Below are 23,034 nucleotides of genomic sequence, written 5' to 3'. Positions count from 1 at the left end.
AGGGGCGGTCAGGGTCCTTCGGGCCGGCCCGGGGGCCTCCCCGAGCGGTCCAGCAGGCAGGACGCGAGGACGTCGGCGGCATCGGACACGAGGCCGTCGACGCCGAGATCGAGCAGCCGGTCCATGTCCTCCCGCGCGTTGACGGTCCAGACGTGGACCTGGAGGCCCGCGGCGTGGCACGAGGCGACGAAGCGGCGCGTCACCACGCGCACGCCGCGGTACGTCTCGGGGATCTGGAGGGCCTGGACGGCGGCCAGCCGGGCGACCGGTGCTGCCAGCCCGAGCGGCGCGGCCAGCCTCAGGAGTGCGTTGACCGCCATGCCTGCCGAGGACGCCGTCGGCGCGTCGAGGAGGCGCAGTACCCTGCGGCGCCGGCGGTCCGAGAACGACGCCACGAGCACACGGTCATGGGCGCCGTGCCGGTTGATCAGCTCCGCGAAGGGCTCCACGCAGTCGTCGCTCTTGATGTCGATGTTCAGGCGGACGTCGGGCCAGCGCAGCAGGACCTCCTCGAGCGGGGGGATGCCTCCGCCGCCACCGACGGACAGGACGGCCAGCTCCTCCGCCGTCCGTGCGGCGATCGGCCCGACGGCGCCGGTGACCCGGCCCAGGGTCTCGTCGTGGAAGACCATCACCACGCCGTCACGCGACGCGCGGACGTCGATCTCGAGGTACCGGAAGCCGAGCCCGACGGCCCGGGCGAAGGCGGCCATCGTGTTCTCCCCGCCGCCGGGGGCGAACCCCCGGTGCGCGAGCGCGAGGGGAAGGGCGCCGTCGTCCCGTCCGGAGCGGTTGTCGAGGTAGCGGTAGGGGCCGGGGTCAGGCCGTGCGGAGCGCCGCAAGCCGTTCCTCCAGCACCTGCGCCACGCCGTCCTCCTCGAACGGCGGCGCCACGAGGTTCGCGGCGGCGAGCGCGTCCGGGTGGCCCGACGCCATGGCGTAGCCTTGGCCGGCCCAGTCGAGCATCTGGACGTCGTTGGGCATGTCCCCGAAGGCGACGACGTCGGCGGCGTCGATCCCGCGTTCGGCCGCGTACCGGGCGAGCGTGACGGACTTGTCGATGTCCGGGACGGCCATCTCGAGCAGCGCGATGGTCGGCGCGGAGTGCGTCGTGGAGACGAGGTGGGCGACGGCCGGCCGCACGGCGGCGAGGAACTCGTCGGGCGAGACGGTCCTCTCGCGCGCCAGGAACTTCACGACGTGCTCTCCCGGCAGGGACTCCTCGAAGGGCTGCGCCGAGATGCCGCCGAGGAGTTCGGAGGTCGCCGCCTCGGCGAACCCGGACTCGATCTTGAACCCGGTCACCGTCTCGGCGGCGAAGGTGGCCCCGGGGAAGAGATCGCGGATGATGTCACGCGCCGCGTAGACGTCGTCCGGTTCCAGCAGCCTCGCGTCGAGGACGCGCTCCGCCTCGAGGTCGTACGTGAGCGCGCCGTTGGAACAGATGACCGTCCCCGTGTGGCCCAGCTGGTCCCGCAGGGGCTGCAGCCAGCGCGGGGGGCGGCCGGTGACGAACACGACGTCGACCCCCGCCTCCGTGCACGCGCGGAACGCACGGACGGTGCGCTCGCTCATCCTGCCGTCGTGGCCCACGACGGTCCCATCCATGTCGCTCGCCACCAGGCGCATCGCTGACTCCTTCAGGTTCCGGACCTCCACCCTACCGGCGGCCCCGCTCGTGCCGGGCGCCGGGTTCCCCGGCTTCCCCCCGCTTGCGCGTGAGGGGACGGAAACGACCGGTGACCGGCGGGGCCACCGGCCCTTCCTGTCCTCCCGCCGGGCGCGGGCGTCCGCCTACTGCTCGAACGTGCCGATCAGGCGGGCCCTGCCGATGGTGCTCGAGAAGAGGTTGAAGCCGAGGTAGGCGGGGGAGGCCCCGGGCTGGATCTCGAGGGATTCGACGTCCAGGGCGTGCACCACCACGTGGTAGTGGTGGGGGCCGTGACCGGCCGGTGGGGCGGCGCCCACGAAACCGGCGAAGCCGCCGTCGTTGCGCAGCTGCACGGCGCCGTCGGGCAGGAGGCCGGAGCCGTCGGTCCCGGCACCTGCGGGCAGGGACGTGGTGGTCACGGGCAGGTTGGCGACGGACCAGTGCCAGAACCCGCTCGCGGTGGGGGCGTCCGGGTCGTAGACGGTGACGGCGAAGCTCTTCGTGCCGTCGGGGAAGCCGCTCCAGCTGAGCTGCGGCGACTCGTCCCTGCCGCCTGCTCCCATCACCCCGGACGCCTGCGCCGGATCGAGGGGCCCGTTGTGGACGACCGTCTCGCTGGTCAGCTCGAACTCGGGTACCTGCGGGAGGTCTGCGTAGGGGTCGCGGGTCATGGGTGTGCTCCTCGTGTCGTGGTGCGGGGTCAGGCCTGGCGCGCCATCTCGTCGCGCGAGGGCGGGTTGGCGCCCGCGCGGGAGACGGTGATGGCTGCCGCCCGGGCCGCGTACTGCAGCATCCCGGTCAGCTGTCCGAGGGTGATTCGGCGCAGGTCGTCCCGCCGATGGGCGCCGTCGAGCTCGAGGTCCACGAGGGCTCCGACCAGGGCGGCCATGAAGGAGTCCCCGGCGCCCACGGTGTCCACCACGCTGGTGGGGGGTGCGGGGACGGCGGCCTCACCGGCGCGGCTCACACCCCAGGGCCCGCTCGACCCGCGGGTCACGACGACGACGGCGGCGCCGGCGTCCAGCCAGGCGCGTGCGGTGTCCTCGGGGCTGCGGTCGGGGTAGAGCCACGCGAGGTCCTCGTCGGAGGCCTTCACCACGTCGGCGAGCGCGACGAACCGCTCGGCCTGCCGGCGGGCGAACGCGGCATCACGGATGATGGTGGGCCGGCAGTTGGGATCGTACGTGACGGTGACGAAGGGGTGGGCCGCCGTCACGAGGGCCAGGACGTCGTCGGCCCCGGGGGCGAGCATCGTGGCGATGGACCCGGTGTGCAGCAGGGTGGTGCCGTCGAGGAGCACGTCCTTCCGCCCTGCGAGGCCCGGCAGGTCCCAGACGAGCTGGAAGTCGTAGGACGCCCCTCCCGCGGGGTCGAGGCGCGCCGTCGCGACGCTCGTGGGCGAGGCGTCGGGTTCCACCGGGAACGGCACCGAGTTGTCGCGGAGGTGCTTCCCGATCATCCGGCCGTACTCGTCGTCGCCGTAGCGGCCCACGAACTGGGCGGGGTGTCCGAGGCGCGCGAGTCCCACGGCCACGTTCATCGGGCTGCCGCCCACGTGTGCGCGCATGGGGGCGGTGTCGCTGACGACTTCGTCGATGAGGGTTTCCCCGATCACGGTGAGCACCCGTTCAACGTACCAGCCCCGCGCCTCCCGCACCCGGGCGTCCCGCCCCGCCTACTCCGTCTCCGCGCGCAGCCCGGAGGGGCGCGCGGGCATGGGCCGGCCGCGGAACCGGCGCACGCTGTAGACGATCAGCGCGAGGGCGATGATGGAGGAGACGATGAGGCTGATGCCCGTGCCCGCTCCCCCGAACAGCCACCACCTGTCCTCGAGGAACCACCAGGACGGCGCCTCCGGTTGGAGGATCCAGACCACGCCGAGGGTCATGATCAGCAGCGCGCTGGCACAGCTCACGGCGATCCTCGGGATGGTCTTCACGCCGAGCGCGGCCGCGTGGTAGGCGTTCGTCTTCAGGGGTTTCAGGTACCGGCGCGCCCAGTGGTACTGCTGCGACAGGACCGCCAGCCCGGCGGCGAGCATCAGGAGTCCCGGTCCGGGCAGCACGAGGGCGGCGACGCCGAGTACCACGAGGGTCCAGCCGACCACCTCGATCCCGGTGCGGCGGACCCACCCGGAGACCCGCCCTCTCGCTGCCATGCGAACAGGATGACACAGGAAGCTGGGGGGCCACGACGGTCAGCAGGCTGCGGATCGCTCTCCGGGGCTGTTCGGGGTGCCCGGGAACAAACTCCAGGATGCATGCGTTTGCATCGACATGCCGGTGCCCGCCCGCCCGGTACCCCGAAGGAGGACAGCGTGACTGTACAAACCGAAGGTCTCCACCACGTCACCGCGATCGCCGGTGACCCGCAGAAGAACATCGACTTCTACATCAAGGGACTGGGACTGCGACTCGTCAAGAAGACCGTCAACTTCGACGATCCCGGCACCTACCACCTGTACTACGGCGACGAGTCCGGGCGCCCCGGCTCGCTCCTGACCTTCTTCCCGTGGCAGGGCATCCGCAGCGGACGCATCGGCAGCGGACAGTCGACCACCACGGCCTTCTCCGTGCCCCAGGGCACGCTCGGCTGGTGGCAGGAGCACTTCAGGGACCTCGGCGTCGAGTCGACCGTCTCCCGCGCATCGTCCGAGGAGGAGCGGCTCTCGCTCCGGGACCCCGACGGCCTGCAGATCGATCTCGTGGCCTCCTCCGTCTCCGACCCGCGCAACCCCTGGGACTCCGCCTCCGTGCCCGCCGAGTACGCGGTGCGCGGCCAGCACTCCTCCGTCCTGACGGTCCAGGACCCCGCCCGCACCCTCGAGACGCTCACGCGCGACCTCGGCATGAAGGTCCTCGGCGAGCGGGACGGCCGCTACCGCCTGAGCACGCACGACGGCGAACCCGGCACGGTCGTCGACGTCGTCACCGATCCCCGCGGCGAGCGCGGGCTCGTGGCCGGCGGCACGGTGCACCACATCGCGTTCCGCGTCCCCGACCAGCAGACGCAGGAGCTCTGGCGCCAGGAGCTCGCCGAGCGCGGCTACGCGGTCACCGCCATCCTCGACCGCCAGTACTTCACCTCGATCTACTTCCGCGAGCCGGGGGGCACGCTCCTCGAGATCGCGACGGACACGCCGGGGTTCGACATCGACGAGCCCCTGCTGGAGCTCGGCCGCTCCCTGAAGCTGCCGCCGTGGCTCGAACCGAACCGGGAAGCCATCGCGCACTCCGTCGCGAAGATCGAGCTGCCCGCCGAGAACAACCCGGCCGTCCAGGCCTTCTTCAGGAGCTGACATGACCGCGATCCACCAGTGGCCGCACCTGTTCGCCCCGGGAGCGGCGGACACACCCGTGCTGCTGCTCCTGCACGGCACGGGCGGCACCGAACACGACCTCCTGCCGCTCGCGGAGCGCCTCGCTCCCGGCGCGGGCTACCTCGCCCCGCGCGGGCCCGTGCAGGAGCACGGCCTGAACCGCTGGTTCCGCCGCTTCGGCGAGGGCGTGTTCGACGTCGACGACGTGGTCCGCCGCGCGGGCGAGCTCGCGGTGTTCATCGGCTGGGCGCGGGAGCACTACGGCCTCGGCGAGCGACCGCTCGTCGCCGTCGGCTTCTCCAACGGCGCGAACATCGCGCTCGCCACCGCCCTGCTGCACCCCGACGCCGTTCGGAGTGCCGTCGCGTTCTCCGGCATGTTCCCGCTGGAGGGGCGCGCCATCGAGGCGGACCTCTCGGGATCGTCCATCGCCCTGTTCAACGGGGAGTCCGACGCCATGGCCCCGATCGACAGCGTGGTCCGCGTGGGTTCGATCCTCGAGAGCCGCGGCGCCGAAGTAGACCGGAACGTCCGCGAGGGCGGCCACGGAATCCATCCCACCGAGGTGGACGGCGCAGCCGCCTGGATCGCCTCGCATACCCGGAAAGTACTCCATGACTGAAGCACGCAACGACCTCGCCACGAAGGCCACCACTCTCGCCCGACTGCACTCCGCCCCCGGGATCCTGCAGGTCGTCAACGTCTGGGACGTCATCAGCGCGAAGACGGTCGCGGACGTCCCCGGCACGACGGCCCTCGCCACGGCGAGCCACTCGATCGCCGCGTCGCTCGGCTACGAGGACGGCGAGAACATCCCCCTCGAGGAGATGATCACCGCCGTCGGACGGATCGCCGCCGCGACGGACCTGCCCGTCTCCGCGGACCTCGAGTCCGGGTACGGCGACCCCGAGGACACCGTCCGCCGCGCGATCGGCGTCGGGATCGTCGGCGCCAACATCGAGGACCAGATGCGGCCGCTGGCCGACGCCGTGGCCCAGATGGAGGCCGTCCTCAGGGCCGGCACCGCGGAGGGCATCGACTTCGTGCTCAACGCCCGTACGGATGCCTTCGTGAAGGCGGGCGACCGCGCCCCGGCGGACGTCCTGGCCGACGCCGTCGAGCGCGGCAGGGCCTACCTGGCCGCCGGAGCCACGTCCGTCTTCGTCCCCGGCCTGCTGGACGAGCACGCGGTGACCGCGCTCGTCGAGGCCTTCGGGCCGCAGCGCCTGAGCGTCATCAACGTGCCGGGCAGCCTCGCGCCGTCGCGCCTGCAGGAGCTCGGCGTGGCCCGCATCTCCTACGGGCCGTGGACGCAGCGCGTGGCGCTCACCGCCCTGGCGGACTCCGCGCGGGAACTCCTCGCCGGCGGCGCCCTGCCCGAGGGCACGCTCCCGCTCAACTAGGCGCGCCCGCCCCCCGGACCCCGGTCAGCCCTCGGGCGGGCCGGGGTCCGCCGCGTCCGCAGCGGCGTCGAGCAGTCCGACGATCCGCCCCCAGGCCTCCGACCCGGGCGTGATGACGGCGAAGTGGTCACCCGGGACCAGGACCAGTTCGGCCACGGCACCCGCGGAGGTCGCCGCCTCGACGTAGTCCTCGGACTGGCTGAGCGGGACGGTGGTGTCCTTCGTGCCGTGGACCGCGTACACGGGGACGTCGAGGGGTATCGCGGTCATCGGATCGGCGAGCCGGTACCGCTCGGGGTCCTCGGGGGCGCCCAGCAGGTTCTCGACGGCGTCACCGCTCAGTCCCAGCTCCCGGGCCCCGCCGAGGTCGAGCACGCCGGCCTGGCTGACGACGGCCGTCAGCGGCACCGCGGGGGTCCCGGCCCCCGGCGCACCGGGCGGCAGCCCGGACCTGCCCGCCGCCCAGACCGCGAGGTGCCCGCCCGCCGAGTGGCCGAGTGCCGTCGTCGACCGCAGGTCGAGTCCGTGCTCCGCCGCAGCGGGCGCCAGGGCGTCGATGCCGGCGGCGACGTCGTCGAACGTGGCCGGCCAGCCGCCCCCGTTGCCCGCCCGCCGGTACTCGAGGTTCCAGCACGCGTACCCGCGCCCCGTGAGGTCCTGCGCGAGGGGCTCCCCCAGTTCAGCGCCGTAGGTGGAACGCCAGTAGCCGCCGTGGATGATGACGACGACGCCGCGGACGGCGAGGTCCGCGGCGGGCAGGTAGAGGTCCGCGAACTGGCTCGGATCGTCGCCGTAGCCGTACCGCCGGGGCACCGCCGCGGGCGTATCGCCGCGGGACCCCGTCCCCGTGTCCCCGATGCCGCACGCGGCGAGCACGGAGGCCCCGGCGGCGGCGAGCAGTGCGAGGAGGGAGCGTCGGCCCACGGGGTTCACCGGATTCACAGCTGAAGCGTAACCGTCGGCCGGGTTGGCTACGATGAAGGCTCTCCTCTCGAAAGGCACGGTGCATGGGCGCATGGGATGATCTCGACGAACGGCTGAGGCCGGCCGTCGAGGCGCATACGCGTGAGTACGAGCGCGTCCGGCCGGCCCTCGACCGCGTCACCGCCGCCATGCGGGACAGCATCGAGGCCATCTTCGACGGCACGGACCTCAAGCCCCTGTTCGTCACCGCGCGCACCAAGACCGTCGAGTCCTTCCGCGACAAGGCGTCCCGCACCCTGCCCTCCCCCGACGCCGGGGCGCCGCCGGTCGTCGTGTTCCCGGATCCCCTGCGGAACCTCACCGACCTGGTGGGCGTCCGCATCATCACCACGCTCCCGCACGAGGTGGACCTCGCGGCGACCCTGCTCAAGCGGCAGCGCCACGAGTTCGACTGCCGCGGCGACCGCGAGAAGGACATCGGGTCCATCGAGTCCGGTACGTACGGCTATTCGAGCCGCCACCTCATCATGCGCACCATCCACAACGACGTGGTCCGCGCCTTCCAGCAGACCGTGGACCCGGAGACGAAGGCGGCCGGAAGCTACCTGTTCGAGGTGCAGGTGCGTACCGTGCTCGCCCACGCCTGGTCGGAGATCGAGCACGACATCCGCTTCAAGGCGTCCAACCCGAAGGCCTGGAGCCCGTACTTCGACCGGCAGTTCACCGGGACGGCGGCCATGCTGGAGACGGTGGAATCGGCCTTCGCCGAACTGCACGAACGGTACGAGACGGTCACGGGCTTCTGGGACGAGGACGGGGAGGGCAGCGCACCCCTGACGCCGAACCGTATCCGCGACGTCTGGCAGACGCTCCTGCCGCACGTGGACCGGAAGGCCGACGACAACTGGGGCTGGGCGGCCGAACTGCTCGCCGCCCACGACCTGAAGACCACCCTCGGGCTCGTGGCCCTGCTGCAGGCGGACACCATCACCACCGTCCGCAAGGCGCTCGACCACCGGTACTCGCCGGGACCGGACCGGCTCCTCGACGACATGCTGCTCTGGCACTACGGCGAGCGGCACATCGATCTCACCGCCGAGGCGGCGGACGCGGAGAGCACTCCCCGCCGGGACAGCCTCCAGCGCCGGTACCGGCAGATGGAGCTGTACCGGGCGCAGCACCCCGCCTGACCGGGCGGCATCCCGGGGTCCCTCGTGGGAGCCGTGGCACCCGGTATCCGCGTCAGCCGGTCCCCGCCCGGTACTTCGCGGCGCGGCGCTCCAGCCGGTCCTCGGCAGGGAGTTCCTTCACGCGCGCCAGCTCGTACTCGATGGCATCCGCCATCCGCTCGCAGAAGGCCCGGCCCTCCTCGGCGGCGTCGGGCCGCTCGTCCACCACGTGGTCCACGACGCCCCGGCGGACGAGTGCGGCGACCTTCACACCCTGTGCCTCCGCCATCTCCGGCGCGCGGTCCACGGTGCGGTGCACGATGGCGCTGGCCCCCTCGGGCGGCAAGGGGGAGAGCCACGCATGCTCGGCGGCGATCGTGCTGTCCGCCGGCAGCAGGGCGAGCGCGCCGCCTCCGGCGCCCTGCCCGAGCAGCAGGGACACCGACGGCGACGCGAGGCCGATGAGATCGTGCAGGGACCGCGCGATCTCGCCTGCGAGCCCGCCCTCCTCGGCCTCCTTCGACAGGTCCGCTCCGGCGGTGTCGACGACCGTGAGCAGGGGCAGGCCGAGCTCCTCGGCGAGCTTCATGCCCCGGCGCGCCTCCCTGAGCGACGCCGGGCCCATGACGGAGTCGTCCGGCCGGCGGGGCCGCTGGTGTCCGAGCACGATGCAGGGCTGCTCCCGGAAGCGCGCCAGGGCCAGCAGGAGTCCGGGGTCCTTCTCGCCCTGGCCGGTGCCGTTGAGCGGCAGGACGTCCCGGGCACCGTAGGCGAGGAGGCGGCGGAGATCCGGCCGCCTCCGGTTGCGGGAGACGAGGATCGACGTCCAGGCGTCACCGGTGCCGGGGCGGACGGCGGTGGACGGCGGCGGTGCGGGCTTCCCCGCCGGCTGTGCGAGCAGGACGGTCAGGGCCTTGTCGACGATGCCCGCGAGGTGCTCCGGCGGGACGACGGCGTCGATGAGGCCCTTGTCGAACAGGTTCTCGGCGGTCTGGACGCCGGCCGGGAAGGGCTCCCCGTACAGCGCCTCGTACACGCGGGGGCCCAGGAACCCGAGGAGCGCGCCGGGCTCGGCGACCGTGACGTGGCCGAGCGACCCCCAGGAGGCCATGACCCCGCCCGTCGTGGGATGCCGCAGGTAGACGAGGTAGGGCAGGCCGGCCTGCCGGTGGGCCCGCACGGCCGCGGTGATGTCCACCATGGACAGGAACGCCGGGGTGCCCTCCTGCATGCGGGTGCCGCCCGACGCCGGACCGGCCAGCAGGGGCAGCCGCTCCGCCGTCGCCCTGCGGATCGCGGCGGTGATCCGGTGCGCGGCGGCGCTGCCGATCGAGCCCGCGAGGAAGGTGAACTCCGAGACGATGACGGCCACCCTGCGGCCGTGGATGAGGCCTTCGCCGGTCAGGACCGACTCGTCCGCCCCGCTCTTCTCCCGTGCGCGTTCGAGCTCCTGCTCGTAGGCGGGGCTCGCGCCGGGATAGGGGGACACCTCGCCGTCCCACGAGGTGAAGGACCCGGCGTCGAGGACGGCGCCGATGAGTTCGCGGGCCGTGAGGTGCCGTGGGGAGGTGCTCACGCCCGGGATCCACCCGGGGCGAGCCAGGCGCGGATGGCCTCGCCGTCGCCGTCGAGCAGGGGCGGGGCCCTGTGGCCGGCGGGCGTGGTCTCGGAGGCGCCGTCGAAGAAGCGCAGCGGCGGCCCCGGCAGGGCGATGTCACCCAGGACCGGGTGCTGCACGGTGAGGAGCAGCCCCTGCGAGTGCACCTGGTCCCAGGCGTAGACCTCGTCGAGGGTCCGCACCTTGCCGGCGGGGATGCCCACCTCGTTGAGCCTGGCGAGCAGCGGTTCCGCCTCGTACGCGGAGAACGCGTCCTCGACGACGCCGATCAGCAGGTCGCGGTTCCGCACGCGGTCGGCGTTGGTCGCGAACTCCGGGCGGGCGCCGTCGAGCCCGAAGGCGGCCGTGAAGGTGGCCCACAGCTTCTCGCTGCCCACACTGATCTGCACCTTGCCGCCCCGGCAGTTGAACAGCCCGTACGGCGCGATGGAGGGGTGGTGGTTGCCCTGCGCGCGCGGCACCTCGCCCGCGACGGTGGTGCGCGTGCCCTGGAAGGCATGGACGCCGATGATCGCGGCCAGCAGGGAGGTGCGGACCACCTGCCCCCGGCCCGTGTGCTCGCGCTCGAGCAGCGCGGCGACGGCGCCGTACGCCCCGTACATGCCGGAGAGCAGGTCGGCGATCGGCACGCCGACGCGCTGCGGGTTGTCGGGGTCGGGCCCCGTGACGGACATCAGCCCGGCCTCGCCCTGCACGATCTGGTCGTACCCGCTGCGCTTCGCCTCGGGGCCGTCGTGGCCGAACCCGGTGATGGAGAGGACGACCAGGCCCGGGTTCAGCTCGAGCATGGCCTCGGTGGAGAAGCCGAGCCGGTCCAGCACGCCGGGCCGGAAGTTCTCGACGACGACGTCCGCGCGGCGCAGCAGGTCCGTGAGGACGGTCCTGCCGTCGTCGCTCTTGAGGTCGAGCGCGATGGATTCCTTGTTCCGGTTGCAGGACAGGAAGTAGGTGGACTGGCGGTCGTCCTCCGGGCCGACGAAGGGCGGGCCCCATCCGCGGGTGTCGTCCCCCGTACCCGGGGTCTCGACCTTGATCACCCGCGCTCCCAGGTCGCCGAGCATCATGCCGGCGTGCGGTCCGGCGAGTGCCCGGCTGAGGTCGACGACGAGGCGACCGGCCAGCGGTCCTCCGCGCCCGGTCGTGCCGGCGGCGGTCTGTTCGGCGCTCATGCTTCCTCCGGTGGTCGTGCTGGGTCGGTCGGGTCGATCAGGACGATCAGGCCGGTCGGGTCGGTCGGATCGGTCGGGTCGGTCGGGGCCGGCCGGCTCAGAGCCAGCCGGGTACCACGAGGACGAGCCAGGCGATGATCGGCCCGGCCACGACGACGATCGCTCCGTAGCCGAGGATCTGCCTGTAGAAGCGGTCCTTGTCCGTCCCCTCGGGGGCGTTCGCGAGGACGAGGGCGCCATTGGTGGAGAACGGCGAGACGTCGACGATCGTGGAGGATACCGCGAGCGCGCAGACCACGCCGACGGCGCCCACGGCGCCGGTCTCCAGGAACGGGATGGCCAGCGGGATGAGCGCTGCGAGGATGGCCGTCGAGGAGGCGAACGCGGAGACGACGGCGCCGATGTAGCAGATGAGCAGCGCGGCCAGGAGCGGCATGCCGAGGCCCGCGACGCCGTCGGACACGTACTCGATGGTGCCGGCCGCCTGCAAAACGCCGACGAAGGTCAGCATGCCGCAGATGAGCAGGACGGTGGACCAGGCGATCTTGTTGACGGCCCCGCTCTGCGCCTTCGGGGAGATCAGGGCGAGGACGACGGCGACGGTGATGGCGACGAAGCCGACGTCGACCTTGAAGCCGAGCGCGATGACGGCGAGCGCGACGAGTCCGAGGATGGTGGCCCCCTGCGAGAAGCGGTCCTCCTTCGTCCTGGTGGCAAGGACGCCGTCCCCCGCGGGATCGCGGGGGCCGTAGGTTCCGCTGCCGGTCCCCTTGTAGGCGACGTCGGCCGCGCGGGCACCGGGGCTGGCCTTCAGGCGTGCCTCGGCGGCCTCCTCGACGAACTCGGTCATGCGGGAGGAGAGGAGCTTCCGGCCGCCGAGGACGATGAAGAGGACGACGGCGATGAGCAGGTTGAAGATGAAGCTCGCCAGGAAGACGGCGAGGGGGCTCGACTCGAAGCCGGATTCGCCCACGATGTCGTTCACGATCACGCCGTACACCGCGATGGGCGAGAACCCGCCGGCCTGCGCACCGTGGACCACCATCATGCCCATGAGCAGCGGTGAGATCTTGTGGCGGGCCGCGAAGCCGAGCGCCACGGGGGCCATGATCGCCACGGCGGCCGGGCCGAGGGCCCCGACGGCCGTGATGACGGCCGTGATGAGGAACATGACCCACGGGATGAGGGCCACCCGGTTGCGGACCAGCTTCACCGCACCCTGCACGAGGAGGTCGATGGTCCCGTTGTTCTGCGCGATGGCGAACAGATAGGTCACCCCGACCAGCGTGAGGAACAGCCCGCCCGGGAACTCGGCGATGATGTCGTCGGTATCCATCCCCAGGACGACGGCGCCGAGCAGGAAGGCGCCGACGAAGGCGAGGGCTCCCATGTTGATGGGGAGCAGGGTGGCGATCAGGAACATCGCCGCGAGGATGATGATCGATAGGAGTGGGGCGGACATCGTTATCCTCCAGCAGGCGACGGGCGGGGGCGGGCGAGCGTGTGACGTGGCTTACAGGACCACTGGCCTAGCCTGTAGGAGAGTATGTGTCCGTGTCAACTATTCACCGGTACCATGAGCGCACCACTATCTGGGGAGAGCCAGGATGACCGACGCCGCCAGTCCGCAACCGTTGGGACGCCTCGCCCGTCCGCGCCTCTACGAACAGCTCGTCGAGCAGCTGCTCGGTTACATCGAGTCCGCGAAGCTGCGCCCGGGGGACCTCCTGCCGGCCGAGCGTGAACTCGCCGAGCGCCTCGGGGTGTCGCGGGCCACCCTCGCGCAGGCCCTCGTGGCCCTGGAGGTGCTGGGGGTCATCGACGTCCAGCACGGCACCGGCGCGGTGCTGCGCCACCGGGCCAGTGTGGCGAGCGTGATCAAGGGGCTGCGCGAGCACCGGAGCCGCCTTCCGGACATCGTCGAGGCCCGCAGCACCCTCGAGGTGAGACTCGCAGCCCTCGCGGCCGAACGCCGCACGGCCGAGGACCTGGTCGCGATCGGGCGGGCCCTCGACACGATGCAGGCGGAGATCGACGACGGCGACCGCGGCGCGCACGGGGACGAACTCTTCCACCAGGCGGTCACGGCGGCGGCCCACTCACCCGTGATGGCACAGCTCATGGCGTTCATCGGCGAGATGGTGCTGGAGACGCGCCTGGAGTCCCTCGCCCAGCCCGGCCGTCCCGAGCAGTCCCTGGAATCGCACCGGGTCATCGCGGTGGCCATCCGCGGCCAGGACGCGCCCGCTGCCGCCGAGGCCATGCAGCGCCACATCGAGCTGGTCTCGGACGTCGCGCTGCTGAGGTAGTCCGCCGACGACGGCCGGGCCCGAGGGACCGGCCGTCGCTCGTCCGCCGGGCCTCCCTAGGCCTCCGAGACCTGCGCCGCGAGGTTGGCGAGCGTCGAGTCCAGGGCGTCCTGCGACACCTCGGGGAAGGTCAGCTTCTTCAGGATCTCCTTGTCCGTCACGCCGGACCAGTCGTAGCTCACGGACACCTCGGTGGAATCCGGTCCCGAGGGTTGCAGCTCCCACACCCACTCCCAGCCCGGCGGCACCTCGCCGGCGGGCGCCGTCTTCCAGGCGAGCAGCTTGTTCGGGTCGTAGCCCACCACGTGGTTGTCCGTCTGGTAGTCGCCGCCCATCTTGTCCCAGTGCTGGTTCATGGTGAACACCTGGCCCACCGCGGTGATGCGGTCCGACTTGCTGTCCGACTGCACCATCCCCGAGCCGTCGAGTGCGGCATGCTGCGCGGGGTTGGTGAGCAGGGTGAAGATCGCGTCTGCTGGTGCGTCGATGGTCCGGGTGGCGGAAAAGCGTGTCTCGGTCATGCGGTGTTCTCCTTCTGGTGGGGTTCGTCAGTGCTGTGCGTCGTCCGGTGAGGACTCGTCGAGGGTCCAGCCGGTGATCGACTCCAGGTCTTTCCCGGCGTCGCGCGTGTACTGCCAGGCGCGCTGCCGCTGGTCCTGGAGGTCCTGCCGGAACCGGGCCTGGGTGGCCCCGAGGGCCGGCACGCGGTCTATCACGTCCATGGCCAGCTGGAACCGGTCGATCTGGTTCAGCATCGCCATGTCGAACGGCGTCGTCGTGGTGCCCTCCTCCTTGTAGCCGCGCACGTGCAGGTTCGTGTGGTTGCTGCGCCGGTACGTCAGGCGGTGGATGAGCCACGGGTAGCCGTGGTAGGCGAAGACCACGGGCTTGGACGTCGTGAACAGCGTGTCGAAGTCGCGCGCCGACAGTCCGTGGGGGTGCTCCGAGCTGTCCTGCAGGCGCATGAGGTCCACGACGTTGACCACGCGGATCCTGAGCCCCGGGATGGCTGCCTTGAGCAGTCCCGCGGCGGCCACGGCCTCGAGTGTCGGCACGTCGCCCGCGCAGCCGAGGACGACGTCGGGCTCCAGGCCCGGCTCCTCGGAGCCCGCGCAGTCGAGGATCCCGATCCCGCGCCTGACGTGGAGGTGCGCCTCCTCCGGCCCCAGCCAGGTGGGCGTGGGCTGCTTGCCCGTGACGATCACGTTGACGGTGTCGCGGGTCTGCAGGCAGTGCTCCGTCACGGCGAGCATCGTATTGGCGTCCGGCGGCAGGTAGACCCGGATGATGTCGGCCTTCTTGTTGACCACGTGGTCGATGAAGCCCGGGTCCTGGTGCGAGAAGCCGTTGTGGTCCTGCTGCCAGACGTGGCTGGAGAGCATGTAGTTGAAGGAGGCGATGGGCTGCCGCCAGGGCAGCGTGCGATGCACCTTCAGCCATTTGGCGAACTGGTTGAACATCGAGTCCACGATGTGCACGAACGCCTCGTAGCAGTTGAAGACGCCGTGGCGACCGGTCAGCAGGTAACCCTCGAGCCACCCCTGGCAGAGGTGTTCGCTGAGGACCTCGAGGACGCGGCCGGAACGCGCGAGGTGCTCGTCGACGTCCTCGATCCGCGGCTGCCACGCCTTGTCCGTCACCTCGTACACGGCGGACAGGCGGTTCGACGCCGTCTCGTCCGGGCCGAACAGGCGGAAGTTGTGCGGGTTGAGGTCGATGACGTCGCGGAGGTAGCCGCCCACGGTGATCATGGGACTCACCTTCTCCGCGCCGGGCCGTGAGATCCCGACGGCGTGGTCGGCGTAGGAGGGCAGGACCAGGTCGCGGAGGAGCCAGCCGCCGTTGGCATAGGGCGTGGCGCTCATGCGGAGGTCGCCGTGCGGGGCGAGCGCGGCGATCTCGGGCCGCAGCTCCCCGGTCCCGGTGAACAGCGAGTCCGGGTCGTAGGACCGCATCCACTCCTCGAGCTGGTGCAGGTGTTCCCCGTTGCTGTGGATCTCGGTCAGCGGCACCTGGTGGGCGCGCCAGGTACCCTCCACGGGCTTGCCGTCCACCACCGCCGGGCCGGTCCAGCCCTTCGGCGAGCGGAGCACGATCATGGGCCACCGGGCCGCCGCGGCATCGGCTCCGGCGGGTGCTGTGCGGGCCTTCTCCTGGATGGCGTGGATGTCGTCGATGCAGGTGTCGAGGACGGCGGCGAAGTCCCGGTGGGCTTCCTCCGTGGCCGACGGATCGGACACGGTGACGAAGTGGGGCTCGTACCCGTACCCGTACATCAGCTGCCGGAGCTGCTCCTCGGGCATGCGGGCCAGCACCGTGGGGTTGGCGATCTTGTAGCCGTTGAGGTGCAGGATCGGCAGCACGGCGCCGTCCACGGCGGGGTCCACGAAGCTGTTCGAGTGCCAGCTGGTGGCCAGCGGCCCGGTCTCCGCCTCGCCGTCGCCCACCACGGCGGCGGCGATGAGGTCCGGGTTGTCGAAGACGGCCCCGTAGGCGTGGGCGAGGGTGTAGCCCAGTTCCCCGCCCTCGTGGATGGACCCGGGCGTCTCCGGTGCGGCGTGGGACGGGATCCCGCCGGGGTAACTGAACTGCCTGAACAGGGCGTTCAGTCCCGCGCCGTCCTTGCCGATGGTGCTGTAGATCTCGGAGTAGGTCCCCTCGAGCCACGCATTGGCCACGTTCGCGGGACCGCCGTGTCCGGGCCCGGTGACGAACAGCATCTCCTGCCCGCGCGCCGAGATCACCCGGTTCAGGTGCGCATAGACGAAGTTGAGCCCGGGCGTGGTGCCCCAGTGCCCGAGCAGCCGTGCCTTCACGTCCTCTCCGGCGAGAGGGCGCGTCAGCAGGGCGTTGTCCCGCAGGTAGATCTGCCCCACCGAGACGTAGTTGGCGGCCCGCCACCACGCGTCCAACCCCTGGATATCGAGACTGCTCATATATGCCTCCTAGGTGATAGTACGTGGATGGGGCGGAGTCAGAGTTCGACGACGACGTCGGACGGCGTCTTGTCCGGCCGCCAGCCGCGCCAGACGGGGTGGCGGAGACGGCCGGTCCCGGTGTGCTCGCTGTACTGGACCTCCCCCACGAGGGCGGGCCGGACCCAGTGCGCGTCGGACGCGTCGATGCCGGGCACGTCGTCGAGCGGTGCCGTCTTGCGGCCCAGCTTCCTGAGGCGGGCACCCACCTCGGCGAGGTCCCGCTCCGTCAGCCCGGACCCCACGCGGCCCACGTAGCGCAGGTCCACGCCGTCGGGGACGGCGACGAGCAGGGAGCCGATCTTCGAGGCCCGGGTCCCCTTGCCGGGCCGCCAGCCCACCACCACGACCTCCTGCGTGCGGAGGTGCTTGATCTTCACCCACGACGACGACCGCGCACCGGGCTGGTAGTCGCTCGTGAGGCGTTTGGCCAGGATCCCTTCCAGGCCCAGCTGCCGGCTCGCCTCGACCGCTTCCCCGAGCGTCGCGTCCAGGGCCGGGGGGACCTGCACGTGCCCGTCGTCCGCCGCGTCGACGGCTTTCTCGAGCAGCTCGCGCCGCTGGCGGTACTCCAGGTGCGTCACGTCGGTGCCGTCGAGCTCGAGCAGGTCGAAGAGCATGAGGCGGACGGGCGTCACTCGGCGGGCGGCGTCGATCTCCGCCCGGTGCGTGAGCTTCATGCGGGTCTGGAGCAGGCCGAAGTGGGGCCGGCCCCTAGGATCGAGGGCGACGATCTCGCCGTCGAGCACGGCGCCGTCCGCGTGGACGAGGTCCGGCAGGTCCCCGAGCTCCGGGTAGGTGGGCGTGGTGTCGATCCCGTTGCGGCTGAGCAGGGTCACGCTCCCGTCCCGGACCACCGCGATGCACCGCACGCCGTCCCACTTCATCTCGTAGGCCCAGGCCTCGGGATCGAGGATGGCCTGCTCGGAGCCGAGCGTGGCCATCATGGGCCGGACGACCTCCGCACCGCGCCGGGCGGGAGCCTGCACCGTCGTGTCCAGCGCCGTGTCGGACGCCGTGTCGGACGTCGTGTCCGACGTCGTGTCCAGCGCCGTGTCGGACGCCGTGTCGGACGTCGTGTCCGACGTCGTGTCGGACGACGTGTCGGACGCCGTGTCGGACGCCGTGTCGGACGCCGTATCCGCAGGTCCGCCCGGAGCGGTCCCCGCGGCGGTGTCCTCGGCGTGGTCCCTCGTGTCCCGTGCCTCCGCCGGCTGGTCCTTCATGAGGTGGATCAGCCAGTTGGCCTTGCCGTCGGGGCCGCCGCCGGTGTTGATGAGCGCGTAGCGGCGGATCGCGGTCCCGCCCTTCGCGAGGCCGCCGTCCGCCCTCCCGTGGAGCGTGCAGATGACCTCCTTCCCGTCCCGCCACTTCTCCAGCTCGTACGTGCCCGCATCCCAGATGGTCACCTCGCCGGCGCCGTATTCCCCGTGCGGAATAGTTCCATGGAACGTCCCGTAGTCGAGCGGGTGGTCCTCGGTCTGCACGGCCAGGTGGTTCCTGCTCGGCGTCAGCGGCGGTCCCTTCGGGAGCGCCCAGGAGACCAGCACGCCCTCGCGCTCCAGCCGGAAGTCGTAGTGGAGGCGGCGGGCGTGGTGCTCCTGGATCACGAAGCTGTTGCCCCCGGGCGGACCCACGGCCTCGGGGACGGGCTCGGGCGTCCTCGCGGCGTCGCGCATCCCCCGGTACGTGGACAGGCGGTCCGACGGCGCCGCACCGCCACCGCCTCCGTCATTGCCGTCCATGGCCGGCGGGGTCGCGGGAGCGAGGACGTCCCCGAGCTCCTGGACGCGCTGCGCGACCTCACTGTGGTCGAGGTGGCGGAGGTCCTCGCCGCCGTCGAGCTCGTCCCAGGTGCGGGGTGCGGCGACGGTCGGCTCGAAGCGTCCGCGGAGCGAATAGGGGCTCACGGTCGTCTTGTTCGCGTTGTTCTGGCTCCAGTCGACGAGCACCCTGCCGGGGCGCAGCGCCTTCACCATGCCGCTGACCGCGAGTTCGGGGTGGTCGGCCTCGAGGGCCCTGGCGAGTTCACGGGCCACGGCGGACACCTGCTCGGACGTCTGCCGGCCGTTCAGCGCGCAGTAGAGGTGGATCCCCTTGGAACCGCTCGTGACGGGGAACGGCTCGAGTCCCATGCCCTGCAGGATGGGCCGTGCGAGCCGCGCGACGGCGGCGCATTCCGGCAGCCCGGCGCCGGGGCCGGGGTCGAGGTCCAGGACGAGACGGTCCGGGTTCCCCCTGGCGCCGTCCGCGGTGAAGCGCCACTGCGGCACGTGGACCTCGAGCGCGGCGATCTGCCCCAGCCAGGTGAGCGTGGCGAGGTCGTCGACCAGGGGATAGACGTTCGTGTGGTCCTTGTGCCGGATCGCGTGGCGCGGCACCCAGGCAGGAGCGTTGTCGTCGATGTTCTTCTGGAAGAACACCTCGGCCGGCTCCTCGGGCGTGCCCACGCCGTGGACCCAGCGCTTCCGCGTCGCGGGCCGGTGGGCCGCATGCCGGATGAGGTGCGGGGCGACGGCGGCGTAGTAGGCGAGGACATCCGCCTTGGTGGTGCCCGTGGCCGGGTACAGCACCTTGTCCAGGTTGGAGAGACGCAGTGTGCGTCCGTCCACGGTGACGGTCTGCTGCCGTGCCGTGCGCGGAGGAGCCATGTCCCCAGTCTCGACCGGAGGGCCGAGGGCGGTCCAGTACCAATCGGCGGGGACGCCGGCCGGCGAGCGCCGACCGGGGTCCGGTCCTAGTCCTAGTCCGCGTCCTAGTCCTCGAACTGCTCGCGGTAGCGGGCCACGTAGACGTCCCACAGTGCCGGGTCCTGCCCGAGGCTGCGCTTGTTCAGGAAGTCGTCGAGGCCGGCGATGGTGAGGTGCCAGCCCGCGGCCATGGTGGCCGAGTGCCGCGGGCTGCCCGGGGTCAGGAGCAGCACGAGCCGCGTGCCGTTGTCACCCGTCCGCGTCAGTTCCCAGCGCAGGCTGTCCCTCTCCCACGTGTAGGCGAGCACCGTGGGCCGCACGGCCTCCAGCACGTCCCCGCGGAGGGGTTTCTGGTCGGCGTACCGGAACAGGATCTCCGCCGCGGCGCGCGGCTCGAACTCCATCTCGCACGGGAACCAGTACTTCAGCTTCTCGCCGTCCGTCAGGTGCTTCCACAGCACGGTCGGCGGGAACGCGAACTGGAATTCCAGGCGCAGCACGGTGCCGCCGTCGTCGCTGGTGGTCTTGCTGACGATGGGCTCTACGGTCTCGGAAGTCACCCCCCAAGTCTAGGGGTGGGCGGGCGGCGCCCTCTGGCCCGCCAAGCCTGCTTGGTGTTCACTGGACCCATGAGAGCCATCTGGAAGGGAGCGGTCGCGTTCGGGCTGGTCAACGTGCCGGTCAAGGTGTACAGCGCCACCGAGGACCACGACATCCCCCTCCACCAGGTGCACGACGAGGACGGCGGCCGCATCCGTTACCAGCGCCGGTGCGAGATCTGCAGCGAGGTGGTCGACTTCAAGCACATCGACAAGGCGTACGACGACGGCGAGCACACGGTGGTGTTGACCGATGAGGACCTCTCGTCCCTGCCCGTGGAGCGGAGCCGGGAGATCGAGGTGGTGGAGTTCGTGCCGACCGACCAGATCGATCCGATCATGCTCGACCGTGCCTACTACCTCGAGCCCGACGGCACCTCGACGAAGGCGTACGTGCTGCTGCGGCGCACGCTCGAGGAGACGGACCGCACCGCGATCGTGCAGTTCTCGCTCCGGCAGAAGAGCCGCCTGGCCGCGCTGCGGGTCCGGGGGGACGTGCTCATGCTCCAGACGCTCCTGTGGGACGACGAGGTGCGGGAGGCCTCGTTCCCGGCCCTCGAGGAGAAGGTGCGCATCTCGGCCAAGGAGAAGCAGATGTCGGCGGCGCTCGTCGATTCCTTCTCCACGGACTTCGACCCGGAGAACTTCACGGACGACTACCAGGTCCAGCTGCGCACCCTGATCGACGCGAAGATCGAGAAGGGCGACACGATCGACACCGAGGAGACCTTCGGTGCGACCAAGGACGACGACGACGGCGACAACGTGCTCGACCTCATGGAGGCCCTGCGCCGCAGCGTGGAGAAGAACCGCGAGAAGAAGGCCGGGGACGCCAAGGCCGCCGGCACCTCGAAGAAGAAGGGCGCGTGATGGGATTCTTCACCGACGACCTCGGCCGCCAGACCGTGGCGCAGCGGCCGAACGCGCCGATCCTGGGCTGGGCGCTGCTCGGCGCCGCGTCCTTCCTGGCCCTCGAGGAACGCAACCGCGAACGCCTCCGCCTCGCGAGCTCCCTCTGCCTGGCGGTCTGGGCGGCCCTCGAGGTGATCTCCGGCCAGAGCGGGTTCCGGCGCAGCTCCGGCGCACTGACGCTCTCCTGGCTCCTGCGAAAGGCCTGATGCCGCGGCAGGGCATCCAATGGAGGAAGCATGCAGCACGCCCTGGAGTTACGGGACCTGACCAAGAGGTACGGCACGCGGACAGCGCTGGACACCGTGTCGCTCACCGTACCTCCCGGCAGCGTGGTGGGGGTGATCGGCCCCAACGGCGCCGGCAAGACCACCACGATGCGCCTGATCCTCGGCCTGATCAGGCCGAGCGGAGGTACGGCGACGATCCTCGGCGCGGATCCCTGGCGGGCGGGACCGGGCCTCCGCCGCCGTATCGGCTACCTCCCGGGAGAACTGAGGCTCGACAGCCGCATCACCGGCGCGGATCTGCTCGGGCACTTCGCGCGCATCTCGGGCCCCGTCGACGGACGCTTCCGCAGTGAACTGGTCGAACGCCTCGGCCTGGATCCCTCCCGCCGGGTGGGCACCCTGTCCAAGGGCAACAAGCAGAAACTGGGCCTGGTCCAGGCGTTCATGCACCGGCCCGAACTGCTGGTCCTCGACGAGCCGACCTCGGGCCTCGATCCCCTGGTCCAGCGGGAGTTCCTCGCCCTCGTCCGGGAGGCGAGGGCGGGCGGGCAGGCCGTCTTCCTCTCCTCCCACGTGATCTCCGAAGTGCAGCACGGTGCCGACCATGTCGCGGTGCTCCGCGAGGGCCACCTGGTCCGCTCGGCACGCGTCGCCGACCTGCGCGACGAGGCTCCCCGCTCGGTGCGCCTCGAGCTGGACCACGCCCTGACCGAGGCGCAGACCCGGGCCCTGGACCGCGCGGGCCTGGAGATCCTCGCGACGGAGGAGTCGCACGGTGACGCCGGCAGGCGTGTGGTGGTGGAGGGTCGCCTGTCGGGTTCGCCCGCGGCCCTGATCCCCCTCGTGGCCGAGCTCGCGCCGCAGGACGTCGTCATCGAGGAGCCCGACCTCGAACAGGCCGTCCTCGGCCTGTACGGCCGGCCCGGCCCGCTGCACGCCGGAGCGCGCCATGGCTAGCACCCTGCCCCTCGTCCGCCACGCCGTGCAGCGCTCCCGCGTCGGGCTGGTCGGCTGGTCCGCGGGCGTGGTGGCCGCGAGCCTGCTCTACCTGCCGATCTATCCGTCCATGGGGGCGTCCGGCCAGCTCCAGTCCGTCGTCTCGTCCCTGCCTCCGGAACTGGTCTCCACCCTCGGCTTCGACTCGATCACCACGGGCGCGGGCTATGCGCAGGCGACCCTGCTGGGACTGATCGGTTTCGTCCTGCTGACCATCGCCGCCGTGGGCTGGGGAGCGGCCGCGATCGGCGGCGAGGAGGAGAGCGGCGCCCTCGAACTCACCCTCGCGCACGGCGTCACGCGCACGCAGGTGGCCCTCGAGGCGGCCCTCGCCCTCGGCCTCCGGCTCGCCGTCGTGTGCAGCGTCCTGCTGGTGGCACTCCTCGCGCTGGACGGACCCTCCGGGCTCGGGATACCGGCGGGCCACGCCGTCGCCGGGGCGTTCGCGCTGTACCTGCTGTCCCTGCTGAGCGGCCTGGCGTCGGTCACCGCGGGCGCCCTGACCGGTTCGAGGACGGCCTCGATCGCGGCGGGCGCGGGCGTGGCCGTCCTCGGCTACGCCTTCAATGCGCTCGGGAACCAGGCGGAGGCCGCGCGCTGGGTGAAGGACCTCTCCCCCTACGACTGGGCCTTCTCCCCGGCGCCGCTCGCCAACGGCCTCGGGAACGGTGCGGCGGGCGGCATGGCGGTGCTCCTCGGCCTCTGCGGCGTCCTGGTGGTGGCCGCCGTCGTGGGGCTGTCCCGCCGCGACATCGGCCGGTAGCACCGACCGGGCTACTACTGGCGGTACCCCTCCACCTGGCTGACGGGCCGCGCATCGGCGTCGGCGGGGTTCCCGCCGGCGTCGGCCTTCGCACGGCGCTGGCGGAGCAGGTCCCAGCACTGGTCGAGGTCCTCCCCCACCTTCTTCAGGCGTGCGACGTGGTCCTGGTGCGCCTCGGCCGCGCCGGCGTCCTGCGGCTGCTCGCGGAGGTCGTGTTCCTCCTGCACGAGTGCCTGGATGCGCTGGAGGAGGTCCTGGTCGTCCATCGTGCTATCCCTTCGTCGTCGCCGGTCCGGCGTGAGCGGATGAT

At 71.7% G+C, this 23,034-nt stretch carries 23 protein-coding genes; 9 read left to right on the top strand and 14 right to left on the bottom strand.

Annotated features, from left to right (window positions below; translation table 11 throughout):
• Window positions 1-8: 8 nt before the first annotated feature.
• The 5 genes from ACX80K_RS09440 to ACX80K_RS09420 all read right to left on the bottom strand — a co-directional run bounded on the left by ACX80K_RS09440 (window position 9) and on the right by ACX80K_RS09420 (window position 3,809).
• The gene (locus ACX80K_RS09440; RefSeq protein ID WP_459271602.1) at window positions 9-842 is read right to left on the bottom strand and encodes a glycerophosphodiester phosphodiesterase family protein; all 834 of its coding nucleotides are present in this window, start codon (window positions 840-842) and stop codon (window positions 9-11) included.
• Complete coding sequence (locus ACX80K_RS09435) at window positions 820-1,629, bottom strand: HAD family hydrolase (RefSeq protein ID WP_459271601.1); 810 nt, start codon at window positions 1,627-1,629, stop codon at window positions 820-822. The genes ACX80K_RS09440 and ACX80K_RS09435 overlap by 23 nt, the downstream gene beginning before the upstream one ends.
• Before the next feature lie 165 nt (window positions 1,630-1,794).
• Entirely contained in the window at window positions 1,795-2,322 is a 528-nt protein-coding gene (locus ACX80K_RS09430; RefSeq protein ID WP_459271600.1) for a YbhB/YbcL family Raf kinase inhibitor-like protein, read from the bottom strand.
• Window positions 2,323-2,351: 29 nt separating this feature from the next.
• Window positions 2,352-3,275 (bottom strand): carbohydrate kinase family protein, encoded by a 924-nt coding sequence (locus ACX80K_RS09425; protein WP_459271599.1) that lies wholly within the window; start codon window positions 3,273-3,275, stop codon window positions 2,352-2,354.
• A 51-nt stretch (window positions 3,276-3,326) separates the two neighbouring features.
• Window positions 3,327-3,809 (bottom strand): PGPGW domain-containing protein, encoded by a 483-nt coding sequence (locus tag ACX80K_RS09420; protein WP_459271598.1) that lies wholly within the window; start codon window positions 3,807-3,809, stop codon window positions 3,327-3,329.
• Window positions 3,810-3,968: 159 nt separating this feature from the next.
• On the opposite strand from ACX80K_RS09420, the gene ACX80K_RS09415 reads away from it, so the two are divergent.
• Genes ACX80K_RS09415 through ACX80K_RS09405 form a run of 3 tightly spaced genes read left to right on the top strand, consistent with a single transcriptional unit; the run spans window position 3,969 to window position 6,373 of the window.
• Window positions 3,969-4,949, top strand: a complete 981-nt coding sequence (locus ACX80K_RS09415; RefSeq protein WP_459271597.1) for a ring-cleaving dioxygenase — start codon at window positions 3,969-3,971, stop codon at window positions 4,947-4,949.
• A 1-nt stretch (window position 4,950) separates the two neighbouring features.
• The gene (locus ACX80K_RS09410) at window positions 4,951-5,592 is read left to right on the top strand and encodes an alpha/beta hydrolase (RefSeq protein ID WP_459271596.1); all 642 of its coding nucleotides are present in this window, start codon (window positions 4,951-4,953) and stop codon (window positions 5,590-5,592) included.
• The gene (locus tag ACX80K_RS09405; RefSeq protein ID WP_459271595.1) at window positions 5,585-6,373 is read left to right on the top strand and encodes an isocitrate lyase/PEP mutase family protein; all 789 of its coding nucleotides are present in this window, start codon (window positions 5,585-5,587) and stop codon (window positions 6,371-6,373) included. Before ACX80K_RS09410 ends, ACX80K_RS09405 begins: the two co-directional genes overlap by 8 nt.
• A 24-nt stretch (window positions 6,374-6,397) precedes the next feature.
• Here ACX80K_RS09405 and ACX80K_RS09400 read toward each other — a convergent pair whose 3' ends face one another.
• On the bottom strand, window positions 6,398-7,231 hold the full coding sequence (locus ACX80K_RS09400) for an alpha/beta hydrolase (protein WP_459271734.1): 834 nt from the start codon (window positions 7,229-7,231) through the stop codon (window positions 6,398-6,400).
• A 149-nt stretch (window positions 7,232-7,380) separates the two neighbouring features.
• Here ACX80K_RS09400 and ACX80K_RS09395 point away from each other — a divergent pair, with 149 nt between their 5' ends.
• Complete coding sequence (locus ACX80K_RS09395; protein ID WP_459271594.1) at window positions 7,381-8,487, top strand: GTP pyrophosphokinase; 1,107 nt, start codon at window positions 7,381-7,383, stop codon at window positions 8,485-8,487.
• Window positions 8,488-8,539: 52 nt separating this feature from the next.
• Here ACX80K_RS09395 and ACX80K_RS09390 read toward each other — a convergent pair whose 3' ends face one another.
• The 3 genes from ACX80K_RS09390 to ACX80K_RS09380 all read right to left on the bottom strand — a co-directional run bounded on the left by ACX80K_RS09390 (window position 8,540) and on the right by ACX80K_RS09380 (window position 12,715).
• Window positions 8,540-10,042 carry a carboxyl transferase domain-containing protein gene (locus tag ACX80K_RS09390; protein WP_459271593.1) on the bottom strand — a complete coding sequence of 501 codons (1,503 nt, stop codon included), beginning with the start codon at window positions 10,040-10,042 and terminating at the stop codon, window positions 8,540-8,542.
• Complete coding sequence (locus tag ACX80K_RS09385; RefSeq protein ID WP_459271592.1) at window positions 10,039-11,253, bottom strand: CaiB/BaiF CoA transferase family protein; 1,215 nt, start codon at window positions 11,251-11,253, stop codon at window positions 10,039-10,041. The genes ACX80K_RS09390 and ACX80K_RS09385 overlap by 4 nt, the downstream gene beginning before the upstream one ends.
• A 97-nt stretch (window positions 11,254-11,350) precedes the next feature.
• Entirely contained in the window at window positions 11,351-12,715 is a 1,365-nt protein-coding gene (locus ACX80K_RS09380; protein WP_459271591.1) for an SLC13 family permease, read from the bottom strand.
• Between the two features lie 145 nt (window positions 12,716-12,860).
• Between ACX80K_RS09380 and ACX80K_RS09375 the strand changes: the two genes are divergently transcribed.
• Window positions 12,861-13,562, top strand: coding sequence for a FadR/GntR family transcriptional regulator (locus ACX80K_RS09375; protein WP_459271590.1), 702 nt, complete (start codon window positions 12,861-12,863; stop codon window positions 13,560-13,562).
• Window positions 13,563-13,618: 56 nt separating this feature from the next.
• Here the strand turns inward: ACX80K_RS09375 and ACX80K_RS09370 are convergent, their stop codons facing one another.
• The 4 genes from ACX80K_RS09370 to ACX80K_RS09355 form a co-directional block, all read right to left on the bottom strand.
• Entirely contained in the window at window positions 13,619-14,083 is a 465-nt protein-coding gene (locus ACX80K_RS09370; protein WP_459271589.1) for an SRPBCC family protein, read from the bottom strand.
• 27 nt (window positions 14,084-14,110) lie between these two features.
• Entirely contained in the window at window positions 14,111-16,498 is a 2,388-nt protein-coding gene (locus ACX80K_RS09365; protein ID WP_459271588.1) for a phosphoketolase family protein, read from the bottom strand.
• Window positions 16,499-16,536: 38 nt separating this feature from the next.
• Window positions 16,537-19,188 (bottom strand): ATP-dependent DNA ligase, encoded by a 2,652-nt coding sequence (locus ACX80K_RS09360; RefSeq protein ID WP_459271587.1) that lies wholly within the window; start codon window positions 19,186-19,188, stop codon window positions 16,537-16,539.
• Between the two features lie 104 nt (window positions 19,189-19,292).
• Window positions 19,293-19,787, bottom strand: a complete 495-nt coding sequence (locus tag ACX80K_RS09355; protein WP_459271586.1) for an SRPBCC domain-containing protein — start codon at window positions 19,785-19,787, stop codon at window positions 19,293-19,295.
• Window positions 19,788-19,856: 69 nt separating this feature from the next.
• Here ACX80K_RS09355 and ku point away from each other — a divergent pair, with 69 nt between their 5' ends.
• From ku to ACX80K_RS09335, 4 genes are read left to right on the top strand one after another with little or no spacing between them, the layout of a single operon-like run.
• Entirely contained in the window at window positions 19,857-20,696 is an 840-nt protein-coding gene (gene ku / locus ACX80K_RS09350) for a non-homologous end joining protein Ku (protein ID WP_459271585.1), read from the top strand.
• The gene (locus ACX80K_RS09345) at window positions 20,696-20,944 is read left to right on the top strand and encodes a hypothetical protein (RefSeq protein ID WP_459271584.1); all 249 of its coding nucleotides are present in this window, start codon (window positions 20,696-20,698) and stop codon (window positions 20,942-20,944) included. Before ku ends, ACX80K_RS09345 begins: the two co-directional genes overlap by 1 nt.
• A gap of 30 nt (window positions 20,945-20,974) precedes the next feature.
• On the top strand, window positions 20,975-21,922 hold the full coding sequence (locus ACX80K_RS09340; protein ID WP_459271583.1) for an ABC transporter ATP-binding protein: 948 nt from the start codon (window positions 20,975-20,977) through the stop codon (window positions 21,920-21,922).
• Window positions 21,915-22,724: an ABC transporter permease subunit gene (locus ACX80K_RS09335; RefSeq protein ID WP_459271582.1), complete on the top strand. Its 810-nt coding sequence runs from the start codon at window positions 21,915-21,917 to the stop codon at window positions 22,722-22,724. Before ACX80K_RS09340 ends, ACX80K_RS09335 begins: the two co-directional genes overlap by 8 nt.
• 14 nt (window positions 22,725-22,738) lie before the next feature.
• On the opposite strand, the gene ACX80K_RS09330 is transcribed toward ACX80K_RS09335, so the two are convergent.
• A complete protein-coding gene (locus ACX80K_RS09330) occupies window positions 22,739-22,990 on the bottom strand; it encodes a DUF2630 family protein (protein WP_104181168.1) in 252 nt (83 codons plus the stop codon).
• Between the last annotated feature and the right edge of the window lie 44 nt (window positions 22,991-23,034).

Source organism: Arthrobacter sorbitolis (assembly GCF_054510995.1).
This window is presented reverse-complemented; position numbering and strand designations above follow the sequence as displayed.

Coding starts and splice junctions, on each gene's coding strand:
- ACX80K_RS09420 (WP_459271598.1), bottom strand. CDS start 3,809: ATGGCAGCGAGAGGGCGGGTCTCCGGGTGGGTCCGCCGCACCGGGATC.
- ACX80K_RS09365 (WP_459271588.1), bottom strand. CDS start 16,498: ATGAGCAGTCTCGATATCCAGGGGTTGGACGCGTGGTGGCGGGCCGCC.
- ACX80K_RS09395 (WP_459271594.1), top strand. CDS start 7,381: ATGGGCGCATGGGATGATCTCGACGAACGGCTGAGGCCGGCCGTCGAG.
- ku (WP_459271585.1), top strand. CDS start 19,857: ATGAGAGCCATCTGGAAGGGAGCGGTCGCGTTCGGGCTGGTCAACGTG.
- ACX80K_RS09370 (WP_459271589.1), bottom strand. CDS start 14,083: ATGACCGAGACACGCTTTTCCGCCACCCGGACCATCGACGCACCAGCA.
- ACX80K_RS09335 (WP_459271582.1), top strand. CDS start 21,915: ATGGCTAGCACCCTGCCCCTCGTCCGCCACGCCGTGCAGCGCTCCCGC.
- ACX80K_RS09435 (WP_459271601.1), bottom strand. CDS start 1,629: ATGCGCCTGGTGGCGAGCGACATGGATGGGACCGTCGTGGGCCACGAC.
- ACX80K_RS09360 (WP_459271587.1), bottom strand. CDS start 19,188: ATGGCTCCTCCGCGCACGGCACGGCAGCAGACCGTCACCGTGGACGGA.
- ACX80K_RS09410 (WP_459271596.1), top strand. CDS start 4,951: ATGACCGCGATCCACCAGTGGCCGCACCTGTTCGCCCCGGGAGCGGCG.
- ACX80K_RS09345 (WP_459271584.1), top strand. CDS start 20,696: ATGGGATTCTTCACCGACGACCTCGGCCGCCAGACCGTGGCGCAGCGG.
- ACX80K_RS09340 (WP_459271583.1), top strand. CDS start 20,975: ATGCAGCACGCCCTGGAGTTACGGGACCTGACCAAGAGGTACGGCACG.
- ACX80K_RS09385 (WP_459271592.1), bottom strand. CDS start 11,253: ATGAGCGCCGAACAGACCGCCGCCGGCACGACCGGGCGCGGAGGACCG.
- ACX80K_RS09405 (WP_459271595.1), top strand. CDS start 5,585: ATGACTGAAGCACGCAACGACCTCGCCACGAAGGCCACCACTCTCGCC.
- ACX80K_RS09330 (WP_104181168.1), bottom strand. CDS start 22,990: ATGGACGACCAGGACCTCCTCCAGCGCATCCAGGCACTCGTGCAGGAG.
- ACX80K_RS09380 (WP_459271591.1), bottom strand. CDS start 12,715: ATGTCCGCCCCACTCCTATCGATCATCATCCTCGCGGCGATGTTCCTG.
- ACX80K_RS09430 (WP_459271600.1), bottom strand. CDS start 2,322: ATGACCCGCGACCCCTACGCAGACCTCCCGCAGGTACCCGAGTTCGAG.
- ACX80K_RS09375 (WP_459271590.1), top strand. CDS start 12,861: ATGACCGACGCCGCCAGTCCGCAACCGTTGGGACGCCTCGCCCGTCCG.